Genomic DNA, 13,087 nt, shown 5'->3' with positions numbered 1-13,087 from the left:
GCGAGGGCAAGGAGGGCGGCGCGAGCCGCAACCGCCGCCGTCGTCGCACCCGCAGCGGCCAGCGTGTCGAGGGCCAGGGCTCCGGCGCCCAGGGTGGCACCGAGGCGACGGCGTCCGCGCCGCGCTCCTCCGACTGACGCACGACCCGACGCGAAGGGGCCCCACGCCCGGCGTGGGGCCCCTTCGACGTCTCGTCCGGTCAGAGCAGGCTCTTGGCCACCTCGCGGTAGGCGTCGGCTCCCTTGTGGTTCGTGTGCACGCTGAGGATCGACCGCCCGATGGCCGGGGCCTCGGCGAACCGGATCGACTTCGGGATCGGCGGGCTCAGCACGGGCAGCTCGAACTGCTCCTCGATGGAGGCGAGCACGGCACGGGCGTGGTTGGTGCGGCCGTCGAACATCGTGGGCAGGACGCCGGCGACCTCCAGCTCGGAGTTGATGAACTGCTTGACGTCGTGGACGGTGTCGAGCAGCTGCAGCACGCCACGGTGCGAGAGGGTCTCGGCCTGCAGCGGGATGACAACCTTCTGCGACGCCGACAGCGCGCCGACCGTGAGCACACCGAGGGTGGGCGGGCAGTCGATGACGACGAGGTCGTAGTCGTCGGCGACCTTGTCGAGCGCCACCCGCAGCCGCTGCTCGCGGCCGGTCCGGCTCACCAGCGCCTCCTCGGCCTGGGTGACCGTGACGTTGCTGGGGAGCAGGTGCATGCCGTCCTCGGTGACCACGATGGCGTCGGCCGGCTTGGCCTTGCCCAGGAGCACCTCGCCGACGGTCACGTCGAGGTCCTCGGGGTCGATGCCGAGGGAGAACGTGAGACCACCCTGCGGGTCGAGGTCGACCAGGAGGACCCGTCTGCCGAGCTCGGCGAACGCCGCACCCAGCGATGCCACGGTGGTCGTCTTGCCGACGCCACCCTTCTGGTTCACCACGGAGATCGTCGTCGTCACGGGGTCATCATGCCACCCGATGAGGCCCTGCGACCCCGGCGTCCTGCCCCGTGGTCACGTGGCATGCTGACGGTATGACCCGAGCCCTCGTCACCGGTGCCACCGCAGGCATCGGCCTCGCCTTCGCCCGTGCCCTCGCCGCTCGCGGCCACGACGTCGTGCTGCTCGCCCGCGACGGCGACCGGCTCGAGCAGGTGGCCGCCGAGGTCCGCGCGAAGCACGGGGTCCGGGCCGACGTCGTCGTGGCCGACCTGACCACGCCCGAGGGCCTCTCCGCGGCCGAGGACGCGCTCGCCAGCAGCACCTCGCCCGTGGACCTGCTGGTCAACAACGCCGGTGCCTCGCTGCCCGGCTGGTTCGGCACCACCGACATCGCCGACGAGGACCGTCAGCTCGACCTGCTCGTGCGCGCCCCCATGCACCTCATGGACGTGGCCATCAAGGCCATGGCCGGGCGGGGACAGGGCAGGATCGTCAACGTCTCGAGCGTGGCCGCGTTCACGCCGCGCGGCACCTACTCCGCGCACAAGGTGTGGCTGGTCAACCTGTCGCGCTGGGCCGACTGGCAGTACGCCGACGCCGGGGTCCGCGTCATGGCCCTGTGCCCGGGCTTCGTGCGCACCGAGTTCCACCAGCGGGCGAACATGGACGTCTCGGGCGTCCCCCGATGGATGTGGCTCAACGCCGACACGCTCGTGAAGGCGGCGCTGTCGGACCTCGACAAGGGCAAGTCGCTGTCGGTCCCGAGCCTGCGCTACAAGGTGCTCGCCACGATCTCGCGGTACGCCCCCACCTCGATCGTCGCCCGGATCGCCAAGCGCGGTCGATGAGCACGCCCCGCACGCTGGAGCTCCCGCCGGGGGTCGAGGCGTCCGTCGTCCGCACCGCACGCGGCGAGGTCGCCGTGCACCGGGTCCGGGCCGACGGCAGCGGCACGCGTGGCCACGTGCTGATGGTCCCGGGGTGGACCGGCAGCAAGGAGGACTTCACGCCGATGCTGCCGCTGCTGGCCGGTGCCGGGTTCGACGCGACGGCGTACGACCAGCGAGGTCAGTACGAGACCGTGGCGGACGAGACCGACGACTTCAGCCTCGCGAGCCTGGCCGCCGACGCAGCGGCGCTCGCTGCCGAGGTCTCGTCCGGCCCGTCGCACCTGCTGGGCCACTCCTTCGGCGGACTGGTGGCGCAGACCGCCGCGGTGGACCACGGGGGCACCTGGACGAGCCTGAGCCTGCTGTGCACCGGACCCGCCGCGCTGGGGTCGACGCCCGGACGTCCCCTCGAGCGTCTGGTGGCCGAGCTGGACGGTCCGGCCACGATGGCCGAGGTGTTCCGTGCACTGAAGGGCCCCGCGCTGGGCGTGAACCCGCCCGCCGTCGAGGCGTTCCTGCTCGACCGCTTCCAGCGGAACTCCCGAACCGGCCTGCGGGCGTTCACCCAGCACCTGGTCGACGCCCCGGACCGCGTCGCCGACGTGGCTGCCACCGGCCTGCCGGTGTGGGTCGGTCGTGGTGCGGGTGACGACGCGTGGCCGCATGCTGTGCAGGACGACATGGCAGCCCGGCTCGGCACCACCGTCCACGTGGTGGCCGGTGCCGACCACTCCCCCGCCGTCGAGAACCCTGTCGGCCTGGCAGCCGCGTGGCTGCCCTTCCTGGAGGAGACGTCATGACCGACGAGCCCGTCACGCGCGGATTCGTGGGACGCCGGCGCCCCGCGCAGTCCGACCGCCTCCCTCCCGGGCAGTACGACACCGGGCAGCTGTGGCCGGTGCTCTCGGCCGAGCCGACCCCCGCCGTCGACCGTGACCGCTGGGAGCTCACGGTCGACGGAGCCGTGCTGGAGCCGCACACGTGGGACTGGGCCGCACTTCGGGCCCTGCCGCACGCGACGACGACGGTCGACATCCACTGCGTGACCACCTGGTCGCGCTTCGACACCCCGTTCACCGGGGTGAGCGTCGAGACTCTCCTCGACGTCTGCGGGGTCGCCACCGGCGCCACGCACGTGGTGGCGCACTCGCGCACCGGCTACACGACGAACCTCCCGCTCGACGACGTGCGCGCGGACCGCGCCTGGGTGGTCTGGGACGCGGACGGCTCTCCGCTCACCCCGGAGCACGGCGGACCGGTGCGACTCCTCGTCCCGCACCTGTACTTCTGGAAGTCCGCCAAGTGGCTGACCCGCCTCGAGCTGCTCGACCACGACGAACCGGGCTTCTGGGAGCGCGGCGGCTACCACGACCGTGGCGACCCGTGGCGCGAGCAGCGCTACCAGGGCGACCCGTGACGGCCGCGACACCCTCGGCGCCGGGCGGCGTGACCGGCTGGCAGCTGGCGACCGTGCGCACGGTGGACCATCCGACCCAGGGCTTCGTCCGGCTGCGCCTGGAGCTGCCGGAGCCGGCCCCTCATCGCGCCGGGCAGCACTACGTCGTGCGCCTGCGCGCCGAGGACGGCTACACCGCGCAGCGGAGCTACTCGACGGCGTCGGCCCCGGGTGACCCGCTCGTGGAGCTCATGGTCGAGCGGATGGACGACGGCGAGGTCTCGGGCTTCCTGCACGACGACGTGCGTGTGGGCGACACGTTCGAGGTGCGGGGGCCGATCGGCCGCTGGTTCACGTGGGACGGCTCCACACCGGCCCTGGCGTTCGCGGGCGGCTCCGGGGTGGTGCCGATGGTCTCGATGCTGCGTCACGCGATCGGCACCGGTGCCGCCGACTCGCTGCGGGTCGTCGTGGTGGCGAAGTCCCTCGCCGTGCTGCCCTACGCCGACGAGCTGCGCGCCTCGGGAGCGTTCGTGGCGCTCACGCGCGAGAACCTGGGTGCCCGCGTCGCAGCGCCCCCGTACCCGGACGAGGTGGCGCCCCTGCTCGACGGCGTCGAGGCGGCGTACGTGTGCGGATCCGTCGGCTTCGTCGGCTACGCGACCCGCCTGCTGCAGGAGCAGGCCTTCCCCGCCGACGCGATCCGCGTCGAGCAGTTCGGCGAGACGGGCTGAGCAGCTCCTAGCGACCGCGCAGCACGCTGCGGACGGCGCGTCGGGCGATCGGGCCGAGCCCGTCGAGCAGCTCGGCCACGGGCCGCAGGCGCGCGAGGGGGTCCTCGACCGCCGAGGCGCCGTCCGTCCGCGTCGGCTCCATCAGCTCGATGCCGACGAACGCCGACGACGCAAGATCCGTGAGCACGTCGGCGTCGAAGAGCTCGCCGACGGGCGACGTCTCGAGCAGGCGCTGCAGCGCCGGGCGGACGGCGGCCGACCACAGTCCGATGGCCTCGCCGGCCGCTGCCGCGAGCGCCGGGTTGCCGTGCGAGGCGGCGAGCACCTGCGCCAGCACCGCGACGTTGCCCGCCTCGCGCTCGTCGGCCCGGACGCGGTCGGCGACGTCGAGGAGCGCGCCGAAGCTGCTCACCGTGGCCAAGGCGTCGCGGTAGCGGTCGACCCGCTCGGCGGTCGTGACCCGGCACGCCTCGGCGACGAGGCCGTCGACGGTGCCGAAGTGGTAGAACACGAGCGCCTGGTTGACCCCGCCGGTCGTCGCGATCGTGCGCGCCGACAGCTTCGCGATCCCCTGCTCACGGATCGTCTGCATCGTGGCGTCGACGAGGCGTCGACGCGTCTGCAGCGTGCGGGGGTCGTCGCTCACGTCACGAGCCTATCGGCGAGCGACGCCCGCGTCGGCGCCGCGCCGGGCGCCCTCGGCGACGGTTCACACCCGGGTCTGCTCGCGGTACGGACGCACGGCAGCCGGGACGGTCGAGGCGTCGATGAACGTGGTCGTGAAGCGGCCGTGGTAGCCGAACACCGGGCCGACCACCTCGTGGTGCACCTCCACCCGGATGCGGTAGCACTGCTCGCTCTCGTCCCAGTGCTCACGCACCACCGCGCGTCCGCACACGAGCGGGTGCATCCGCAGACTCACCGGGCCCTCGTGCAGCCGCATCGCCGAGCTCTCGATGCGCAGACCGCCCCCACCCGGCACGGCGTCGTCCACCGAGAGGTCGAGGTCGGCCGCGACGTGCTGGTGGGTCCCGAGGTAGTCGACGACGACGTCACGCCCCGGGCCCCGCGAGGAGTCGAGCACCATCGTGGCGTCGAAGCGTCGGCGTCGCCCGGGTGCCACCTCGAACGTGCGGACGAACGTGACCGTCTCGCGACCGTGGTCGTCGAGGTAGGGGTAGTTCTCGATCGTGAAGGGGAGGTCGCGGCCGGTCTCGGGGAAGAGCAGGTTCCGGCGGGCTCCGAGACGCAGGAACGGGGCCACGACCGGCCGGCCGCGCCACACCTCGTCCATGACGCCGCGCCCCACGCACGCCCGCCGGTCGCTCGCGTTCACGCCGAACCGCTCCTGCATGCGCGGGTGCAGCCGGTGGAAGTCCGAGCCCATGGCGCGGGCGAAGATCGAGACGTCCGGGCTGGTCCCCGGCGCCCGGGTGTCGGCGACGGGCCGGAGCTGGGTGATGGTCATGCGAGGACCTCCTCGGTCCGGGTCGTGGCCGGGTGCCACGACCAGGTCGTGCGGCGGGCGGACGGTCGCCACGGCAGCGGCGGCGCGGTCCAGGCGAGTGCACCGCCGACCAGGGTGGCGACGAGTGCGGGCACGGCTCCGAGGGACAGGCCCAGGAGGCCGACGAGCGTCACTAGGGCGAGGCGAGCGCCGGCGTCGAGCAGTGCGACGGCCGCCGAGACCTCGGGTGCGATGCCGCGATCGGCCCAGAGCCGCAGCCTGTCGAAGGACCACGCCGTGCCCCACGCCATGAGGGGGCGGAACACGCGATCGACGCCGCCGCTGCGCGTCCGGTAGTCGTACCTGGTCTCGAACGACGTGCCGGCGGGTCCGTGGTCCCCGTGCAGCGGGCGGTACCGCCAGTAGCCGGACCCGACCACGATCGGCGACAGCGGGTTCGGGCACGCGAAGGTGAGCGCCGACGTCGCGCCACCGTCGGCCGAGCGACGCTCCCCCGCGTGCGTCCCGGTGCCGCGGACCCCGAACCGCCGATAGGTGAACTCCCCCGGCAGCGTCGGTTCGATGCGGCCGAAGCGCACGTCCCACCGCGTGTGCTGCGCCGGGTCCTGCGTGAGCGCCCACAGGCGGTCGACGTCGGAGCGGGTCACGACGGCCACGTGGATGCCGTGGCGCGCAGTGCGGGGTCGGGTCATTGGTCCTCCTGGGTCTTGAGCAGTCGCTCAAGAGAACGATGACACATTTTGAGCAGATGCTCAAGTGGCCACGATGCTGCGCCCGGCCAGGCGCCGTGCAGGCTCGACGGCGAGTGCGCGTGCTCGCTGCTGTGTCGCCGCGACCCCGAGCCGAGCCGACCTCCGCAAGGGCCTCGACCGGAGCGGACCGCGAGTGACGCAGGATTCTGCCTTCGTGAGCGCGAAGCCGAACGATGCTGCGTTCACGACGGGATCCCGCCCCGAAGGCAGCATCCTTCGGACGTCAGCGCACGGACGCAGCATCCTGCGTCCGGCGAGGGAGGTCGAAGGGCTCAGCCCAGCAGGCGCTCGTACTCCGCGGGGTCGGTGAGGTTGGCGCCCAGGTGGAAGGCCGAGCTCTTGCCCGTGCCGTGGTAGTCGCTGGAGCCGGTGACCACGAGGTCCAACCCGCGCGCGATGTCACGCAGACCGCGACGTGACCACACGTCGTGGTCGACGTGGTCGGCCTCGATGCCGTCCAGGCCGGCGGCGGCGAGCTCCTCGAACGCCGCCGACGTGAGCACCCGGTCGCTCCCCCGCGACCACGGGTGCGCGACCACGGCCGTGCCGCCGGCGGCCTTCAGCAGCTCGATCGCCCCGAGCAGCGGGGCGGCGTAGCGCCCGACGTACGCCTTCCCGCGACTGTTCAGCCACCCCTGGAAGGCCTCGTCGCGGTGCCCGATGTAGCCCTTGGCGACCATCGCGTCGGCCACGTGGGGGCGCCCCGACGCCGCGGCCGACCCCGACTGCAGCGCGACGTCGGCCTCGGTGATCTCGATGCCGTGCTCGGCGAGCCTGGCCAGGATCCGCGGGAGCCTCTGGTCGCGCCCGTCCAGCACCCGGTCCAGCTCCTCCACCAGCGGGGGGTGGTCCGGGTCGAAGCCGTAGCCCAGCAGGTGCACGCTCTCGCCCTGGAACGTCGTGGAGATCTCGATGCCGGGGACCACGACGACGTCGAGGCCGTCGGCGGCCGCGAGCGCCTCCTGCCAGCCGGTGGTCGCGTCGTGGTCGGTCAGCGCGACGACGTCGAGCCCGGCCTGCGCGGCGTTCTGCACCAGCTCCGTCGGCGAGTCCGTGCCGTCCGAGCGGTGGGAGTGGGTGTGGAGATCGATCCTCACGATGGCCAGACTAGGGCGTGGCCGTGACGTTCCAGCGCTGGACCACCGGCTGGCCCCGGTCGTCGCCCAGCACGGAGTAGGTGGCGGTGTCCAGGTCGAAGATCCGGCCGTCCGGCACCGGCAGGCCCAACCAGCGTGCGGCGAGCACCCGCAGGCTGTGCCCGTGGGCGAAGACCAGCGCACGTCCCTCGGTGGCCCGCACCCGCGCCACCACGCGGTCGAGACGTCCAGCCACGTCCTCGGCGCTCTCCCCACCCGGCACGGGGTGGCTCCAGATGGTCCAGCCCGGCACCTGCTCGCGGATCTGCGGCGTGGTCAGCCCCTCGTAGTCGCCGTAGTCCCACTCCGCCAGGTCACCCTCGACCGTGGCCTCGCCGAACCCGGCGAGCGCTGCCGTGCGGCGCGCCCGCAGCCTCGGGCTCGAGAGCACGAGGTCGAAGTGCTCGTCCGCCAGGACCGGGGCCAGGGCTCGTGCCGTGGCCTCGCCTGCAGGAGTGAGCGGCAGGTCCGTCGTTCCCGTGTGCTTGCCGACGGCGCTCCACTCGGTCTCGCCGTGCCGGACGAGGAACAGCGTGGCGCCCATCAGCGCGGGACCAGGACCCACAGGTCGAGGTCGAGCAGCACGCCGTCGGCGTACTTCCCGTCCTCGCCGCGCAGGGTGGTGCTCTCGTCGCGGCCCTTCGTGGCCACCAGGCGCAGGCGCAGGGCTCCGACACCCGTCCCCTCCCAGGCGGCGGGCGTGGCCTTGTCGAGCACCTCCGACCACGCGTACACGGTGTCGCCGGCGAACGCCGGGGCCACGTGGGAGCCGGCGTTGATCGCCGCCACCAGCTGCGCGTTGGCGAGCCCGTTGAACGAGAGCGCGCGGGCCATCGAGATCACGTGCCCGCCGTAGACGAGCCGCTTGCCGTCGGGGCGGGCCTCGGTGTTGAAGTGGACCTTGGCGGTGTTCTGCCACAGGCGCGTGGCCATCATGTGCTCGGCCTCGCTCAGGGTCACGCCGTCGACGTGGTCGATCGTCTCGCCCACCGTGTAGTCGTCGAAGCGGTGCGGCTCGCCCGCGGCCGACGTGTCGTAGTGCGTGAGGTCCAGCCCGGCGGGGAGCACCAGGTCGTCGGGGGCGACGACGTCCGCCACGGTGGGGACCACCGTCTCGGGGGCCGGCGCGTCCGCGTCCCGCTTGTGCACCATGACCCAGCGCACCCAGTCGAGCGCGACCTCGTCCCGCTGGTTGGTGGCCGTGGACCGCACGTAGACGACACCGGTGCGACCGTTGGAGTTCTGCTTGAGGCCGATGACCTCGGACCGGGTCCGCAGCGTGTCGCCGGTGACCACGGGCCGGTGGAACCGGCACTCGGCGTACCCGAGGTTCGCGACGGCGTTGAGCGAGACGTCGGGGACCGTCTTGCCGAAGGCCACGTGGAAGGCGACGAGGTCCTCGACGGGGTGCGGAGCGAGGCCGACCGAGGCGGCGAACTCCGCCGACGACGGGATCGCGAACCGCGTCGGGTAGATCGCGCCGTAGAGGGCCCGGTCGCCGTCGGTGATCGTCCGCGGGGTGGCGTGCTCGATCACCTGCCCGACGCTGAAGTCCTCGAAGAAGTTGCCGGGGTTGGTCTTGGTCATGGCTCTCCTGGTTCGCGTCCCGTCGGCCTCGACGGGACGTGGGACGTCGCGGCGCGCGTGCCGCGGTGGGTCAGACGAACGGGTTGGGGCGGGCACCCGGGAGGTCGGCGATGAGCTCCTGCGCCCTGGCGCGGTGCTTGTGCTCGACCATCACCTCGTACTTGGTCGCGACGACGCTGCTGACCGAGCTGAAGTCGCGCCGGCCCCGGGTGGCCGCGTAGCCCAGCAGGGCCCACACGACGCCGAAGACGATCCCGATGCCGAGGCCGCCGACGACGGTCTGCAGCCACGTGCTCTCGTCGCTGAAAATGCCGAGCAGGAGGCCCACGAGCACACCCAGCCAGCCGCCCGACGCGGCACCGGCGCCCGCCACGCGGCTCGTGGTGAGCCGACCGGTCACCCGCTCGACCTGCTTGAGGTCGGTGCCGACCACGAGCAGGTTCTGGACCGGGAACTCCTTGTCGGAGAGGTGGTCGACGACCTTCTGGGCGGTGGCGTAGTCGTCGTAGACACCGAGGGACTGGGGGAACTCGAGCGAGAAGAGTCCCTGGTTCACGGGAGGCATGCGATCAGTCTAGGCCGCGGCCCACCGCGCGCCCCGCGGTCGTCGTCCCGTGGTCACGACCAGCTCGAGCGCAGCAACGTCACGACGTCGAGCGGCGTGGTGCCGTACGCCGACACCAGGGCGGCCGTACCGACGTCCGAGCCGGCCGCGACCACGGTCGACGGGCCGAACCACCGCGCCCAGGCCTGCTCGAACGCTCGCCGACGTCCGGCGTTGCGACCGAGCTCGGCGGGGACCCCGTACCAGGTCCGCGCGACGGGACGAGCCCGCCCGAGCAGCACCCGCCAGCCGGTCCCCGCGGTCGGCGGGGGCGCCTGGTGCCGTGCGACGAGCCACCGCGGGGTGACGACCGGTCCCAGCAGCTCCTCGACCAGGTCGACGAACTGCGACGACGTCGACGCGTCCGCATCGAGCTCGAACCGGTAGGTGCCCGTGGCATCGACCACGGCCCGCACCCCGACCGCGCCAGGGCCGCCGAGCCCGGACGCCGCCATGGCGTCGGCCACCACCCACGCATGGGCGGCGAGCCCGGGGTCACGAGACGCCTCCCGTGCCGCGTCCCACGGCGACCACCGCACCGACCGAGCGGTCCCGACGACGCCCGCCTCGCCCATCCGCGCCCAGGGCGGCGTGGGGGCCTCCACGGTCCGCGGTGGCTCCGACGTCCTCGATGGACCCTGCTCCCGGACCCGGATGGCTCGCCGCACCTCGTCGCGGTACGCCTCCCCCACCCGCCAGCGGGCGCGGACGACGTCGCGCTCGGTCGTCCGCTGGGCCATGTCCAGCGTGACGACGGGGAAGAGGTCCGTCTCCGGCGGCGCGAACGGCGAGAACCGGGCGTCCACGTGGGCGACCCCGGAGACCACCTGGCCGTCGTCGTCGACACCGAAGTAGCCGTCGTGCTTGCGGACGAAGCGACGCCAGTCGGAGTCGCCACCGGGGTGGTCGGGCGCCACGCAGACCACGCTCCACGTCGTGGCGACCTTGTCGGGCCACGACGGGTCGACACGCAGGGCGCGGCCCCGGGTCTGCGTCACGGCCGAGGTGGTCGAGGCCGTCGACAGGTCGACGAGGGTCGAGACCCGAGGTGCGTCCCACCCCTCACCGAGCAGGGCTCGGGTCCCCACCAGCACGTCGCACTCCCCGGCCTGGAAGACCCGGGTCACGAGCGGCACCCAGCGTCGGCTCGACCACGGCCCCACCAACCGGTGGAACCGGCCCTCGAGGCCGGGCAGCGGCTCCGTGGCCAGGTCGAGGCCCGGGTCCAGCCCGCGCAGCACCTCGACCAGCCGCCGGGCGTGCTCCGCGCCGGCCGCGACGGTGCGTCCGGTGAGCAGCACCGGCTCGAACCCGGCGTCGAGCAGGGCGTCCATGACCTCCAGCGCCGAACCGTGCTCGGCCGGCGCTTCACGCAGCACCAGCGACGACGTCGGCGAGGCGCGCTCGTGGTCGCACACCACCACGGCCCTCAGCCGGTCGCCGAGGGCGGACCGCTCGGCCAGCAGCACCTCGGCCGCGGCACGCATCTTGTTGGCACTGCGCGACAGCACGCGGTCCACCGCGGACCCGGCCCCGCTCACCCCGCGGCGCGTGACCCGGAACCCGATCCCCGGCATCGCCTTGCGCAGGTCCTCGATGACCGAGCGGTCCTGGTCGAGCTCGCTGCGGGCCAGGCAGCCACGCACCCAGTCGTCGACGAGGCGGGCCCAGTCGTCGGCCGTCAGGTCGGTCCGGTGCTGCTCGCGCAGCACCGCTCCCTCGGGCGGGTCGAGCAGCCCGGCGGCGACGAGCCGCAGCACCGAGGTCGCCAGGTCGGGCTCCTCGCGCTCGAACGTGGCCCACGGGACGGGGAGCTCCCCGATCCTCCGGTCGAACCAGACCAGCAGGGGCACGGACCCGTACCCGGGGCTCAGCAGCTCGGTGGTCAGCTCGGCGAACCTCGTCGCCGACGACGCGAGCCAGGCCTCCTCCTCGTCCGAGGGGCGGGTCAGCCAGGCCAGCTCCGCGAACGGTGCGAGGACACCCTCGCGCACGGCCGCCGGGATCGACGCCTGGTAGACCACGTCGCCGAACAGGTCGTCGACCTGCTCGGCCTGGCGCCGGCTCAGGACGCCGGGCGGGGTCGCCGTGAGGCCGAGCACGAGCACGTCCTCCAGCGGATCGAGCACCTCGCGGAGCAGGGCTCCCCAGACCTCAAGCAGGTGGTGGCACTCGTCGAGCAGCACCGTGAGGGGTCCGGCCTCCCGCAAGGCGGCCACGAGTGCCCGCCCGTTGTCGTGCAGGCGATCGACGAGACCACCCTCTCCCCCGTCCTCCTCCTCGTCGTCGCCGTCGGGCGAGAACGAGGCGAGCGACTGGTAGGTGAGCACCGCGACGTCGGCCGTCAGGTCCCGCTCGGCACTCGCGGGGCCTCGTCCGTACCGCGACCACGTGGCGATCCACTGCGCCTGGATGGCGGTGTTGGGGACGAGGACGACCGCGCGCCGGCCGTCGTCGGCGAGGCGTGCCGCCACCAGCTCGGTGCCGAGGACCGTCTTGCCCGCCCCGGGCGGCAGCGACACCCAGAACCGACGTCGTCCGGCCGCCCGCGCCCGCTCCACCGCAGCCAGGGCCTCGGACTGGAAGCGCCGCAGGACGAAGGGGTCGGGCATGGCGTCCTCTGCGGGTCGAGAAGGTGGTCGCGGGCTGACAGCCTAGGAGCCGGACCGCCCCGTGCGCCGACCGCTCAGCGCACGGGCACGTGGCGACCGAGGAACGAGAGCTCGTCGCGCACCGTCGTCTCGAACTCCTCGCCCACGTAGATGTCGAAGTGGCCGGTGTCGCGGCGCACCACCTCACCCTGCGGCGCTCGTGCGACGTGCCGCAACGTGGCCTTCGCCGGCGCCACCGTGTCCCGCTCGCAGACCACGAACAGGGCCGGACAGGCCAGGCGCCGGGCGCGAGCCCCGGGGCGTCCGGTGGCGATCGAGAGGGCCACGCGCGCCGCGACCTCGTTGCGGAACGTCGATCCGTCCTCGACGAGCGCGAGGTAGCCGGGCACGGCGTCCGGCGCGGTCATGAGCGCGACGGTGCCCGGCTCACCCGCGAGCGGGATGGTCCGAGGCGGACGACGGAACCACGAGCCGACCAGGTCGCGAAGCGCCCGGGCCGTGACCCGCAAGGACGTCAGCGGACGCACGGCGAGGCTCGAGGCCAGGCCGTCGGTGTAGGGGCACTGCGACACGACGGCAGCCAGTCGCGGGTCCTGCGCACCCACGGCGATGACGTGCCCACCGGAGAACGACGAGCCCCACAGCACGACCCGCTCGGGGTCGACGCCCGGCAGGGTCCGCGCGAACGCGACCGCCGCCGCCCAGTCCTGGCGCTGGCGCCGGACCGAGAGCAGCTGTCGCGGCTCGCCGTCGCTCGCCCCGAAGTGCCGGTAGTCGAACACGAGGCACACGTAGCCCGCCTCGGCGAAGCGCTCGGCGAAGGCGTCGAGCCGCATCTCCCGCACGCCGCCCAGGCCATGGGCCATGACGACCACCGGACGGCCGGGGCCGCCGTCGGGTCGGTACACCCAGGCCGCGCAGGGCGTCCCGTGCGACGTGAACGTGACGTCCTCGCGCTGCGTCATCGGACCGTCGCC

Annotated in this window: 14 protein-coding genes; 4 read left to right on the top strand and 10 right to left on the bottom strand. The window is 73.4% G+C overall.

The window, feature by feature from the left end; all coding sequences use genetic code 11:
• Nucleotides 1–199: 199 nt before the first annotated feature.
• Nucleotides 200–949, bottom strand: a complete 750-nt coding sequence (locus NUV38_RS09490; protein WP_257728890.1) for a ParA family protein — start codon at nt 947–949, stop codon at nt 200–202.
• A 74-nt stretch (nt 950–1,023) separates the two neighbouring features.
• Here NUV38_RS09490 and NUV38_RS09485 point away from each other — a divergent pair, with 74 nt between their 5' ends.
• From NUV38_RS09485 to NUV38_RS09470, 4 genes are read left to right on the top strand one after another with little or no spacing between them, the layout of a single operon-like run.
• Nucleotides 1,024–1,779, top strand: coding sequence for an SDR family oxidoreductase (locus tag NUV38_RS09485; protein WP_257728889.1), 756 nt, complete (start codon nt 1,024–1,026; stop codon nt 1,777–1,779).
• Nucleotides 1,776–2,621 carry an alpha/beta fold hydrolase gene (locus NUV38_RS09480; protein ID WP_257728888.1) on the top strand — a complete coding sequence of 282 codons (846 nt, stop codon included), beginning with the start codon at nt 1,776–1,778 and terminating at the stop codon, nt 2,619–2,621. The genes NUV38_RS09485 and NUV38_RS09480 overlap by 4 nt, the downstream gene beginning before the upstream one ends.
• Entirely contained in the window at nt 2,618–3,238 is a 621-nt protein-coding gene (locus tag NUV38_RS09475) for a sulfite oxidase-like oxidoreductase (protein WP_257728887.1), read from the top strand. The genes NUV38_RS09480 and NUV38_RS09475 overlap by 4 nt, the downstream gene beginning before the upstream one ends.
• Entirely contained in the window at nt 3,235–3,951 is a 717-nt protein-coding gene (locus tag NUV38_RS09470) for an FAD-binding oxidoreductase (protein WP_257728886.1), read from the top strand. The genes NUV38_RS09475 and NUV38_RS09470 overlap by 4 nt, the downstream gene beginning before the upstream one ends.
• A gap of 7 nt (nt 3,952–3,958) precedes the next feature.
• Here the strand turns inward: NUV38_RS09470 and NUV38_RS09465 are convergent, their stop codons facing one another.
• The 9 genes from NUV38_RS09465 to NUV38_RS09425 all read right to left on the bottom strand — a co-directional run bounded on the left by NUV38_RS09465 (nt 3,959) and on the right by NUV38_RS09425 (nt 13,075).
• Complete coding sequence (locus NUV38_RS09465; protein ID WP_257728885.1) at nt 3,959–4,597, bottom strand: TetR/AcrR family transcriptional regulator; 639 nt, start codon at nt 4,595–4,597, stop codon at nt 3,959–3,961.
• Nucleotides 4,598–4,660: 63 nt separating this feature from the next.
• The gene (locus NUV38_RS09460; RefSeq protein ID WP_257728884.1) at nt 4,661–5,419 is read right to left on the bottom strand and encodes a DUF4166 domain-containing protein; all 759 of its coding nucleotides are present in this window, start codon (nt 5,417–5,419) and stop codon (nt 4,661–4,663) included.
• Nucleotides 5,416–6,111, bottom strand: a complete 696-nt coding sequence (locus NUV38_RS09455; RefSeq protein ID WP_257728883.1) for a hypothetical protein — start codon at nt 6,109–6,111, stop codon at nt 5,416–5,418. The genes NUV38_RS09460 and NUV38_RS09455 overlap by 4 nt, the downstream gene beginning before the upstream one ends.
• A gap of 332 nt (nt 6,112–6,443) precedes the next feature.
• Nucleotides 6,444–7,268, bottom strand: a complete 825-nt coding sequence (locus NUV38_RS09450) for a PHP domain-containing protein (RefSeq protein WP_257728882.1) — start codon at nt 7,266–7,268, stop codon at nt 6,444–6,446.
• A gap of 10 nt (nt 7,269–7,278) precedes the next feature.
• Nucleotides 7,279–7,851: a histidine phosphatase family protein gene (locus NUV38_RS09445; protein WP_257728893.1), complete on the bottom strand. Its 573-nt coding sequence runs from the start codon at nt 7,849–7,851 to the stop codon at nt 7,279–7,281.
• Nucleotides 7,851–8,894, bottom strand: coding sequence for a MaoC family dehydratase (locus tag NUV38_RS09440; protein WP_257728881.1), 1,044 nt, complete (start codon nt 8,892–8,894; stop codon nt 7,851–7,853). The genes NUV38_RS09445 and NUV38_RS09440 overlap by 1 nt, the downstream gene beginning before the upstream one ends.
• Before the next feature lie 70 nt (nt 8,895–8,964).
• Nucleotides 8,965–9,459 carry a general stress protein gene (locus tag NUV38_RS09435; protein ID WP_257728880.1) on the bottom strand — a complete coding sequence of 165 codons (495 nt, stop codon included), beginning with the start codon at nt 9,457–9,459 and terminating at the stop codon, nt 8,965–8,967.
• A 53-nt stretch (nt 9,460–9,512) separates the two neighbouring features.
• Nucleotides 9,513–12,110: a DEAD/DEAH box helicase family protein gene (locus NUV38_RS09430; RefSeq protein ID WP_257728879.1), complete on the bottom strand. Its 2,598-nt coding sequence runs from the start codon at nt 12,108–12,110 to the stop codon at nt 9,513–9,515.
• A gap of 74 nt (nt 12,111–12,184) precedes the next feature.
• On the bottom strand, nt 12,185–13,075 hold the full coding sequence (locus NUV38_RS09425) for an alpha/beta hydrolase (protein ID WP_257728878.1): 891 nt from the start codon (nt 13,073–13,075) through the stop codon (nt 12,185–12,187).
• Nucleotides 13,076–13,087 lie beyond the last annotated feature (12 nt).

Source organism: Aeromicrobium sp. 50.2.37, from assembly GCF_024655735.1.
Lineage (GTDB): Bacteria > Actinomycetota > Actinomycetes > Propionibacteriales > Nocardioidaceae > Aeromicrobium.
This window is presented reverse-complemented; position numbering and strand designations above follow the sequence as displayed.

Bases quoted from the DNA above. Each gene is read 5' to 3' on its own strand.
- NUV38_RS09485 (WP_257728889.1), top strand. From the start codon at position 1,024: ATGACCCGAGCCCTCGTCACCGGTGCCACCGCAGGCATCGGCCTCGCC.
- NUV38_RS09480 (WP_257728888.1), top strand. From the start codon at position 1,776: ATGAGCACGCCCCGCACGCTGGAGCTCCCGCCGGGGGTCGAGGCGTCC.
- NUV38_RS09475 (WP_257728887.1), top strand. From the start codon at position 2,618: ATGACCGACGAGCCCGTCACGCGCGGATTCGTGGGACGCCGGCGCCCC.
- NUV38_RS09460 (WP_257728884.1), bottom strand. From the start codon at position 5,419: ATGACCATCACCCAGCTCCGGCCCGTCGCCGACACCCGGGCGCCGGGG.
- NUV38_RS09455 (WP_257728883.1), bottom strand. From the start codon at position 6,111: ATGACCCGACCCCGCACTGCGCGCCACGGCATCCACGTGGCCGTCGTG.
- NUV38_RS09445 (WP_257728893.1), bottom strand. From the start codon at position 7,851: ATGGGCGCCACGCTGTTCCTCGTCCGGCACGGCGAGACCGAGTGGAGC.
- NUV38_RS09440 (WP_257728881.1), bottom strand. From the start codon at position 8,894: ATGACCAAGACCAACCCCGGCAACTTCTTCGAGGACTTCAGCGTCGGG.
- NUV38_RS09435 (WP_257728880.1), bottom strand. From the start codon at position 9,459: ATGCCTCCCGTGAACCAGGGACTCTTCTCGCTCGAGTTCCCCCAGTCC.
- NUV38_RS09430 (WP_257728879.1), bottom strand. From the start codon at position 12,110: ATGCCCGACCCCTTCGTCCTGCGGCGCTTCCAGTCCGAGGCCCTGGCT.
- NUV38_RS09425 (WP_257728878.1), bottom strand. From the start codon at position 13,075: ATGACGCAGCGCGAGGACGTCACGTTCACGTCGCACGGGACGCCCTGC.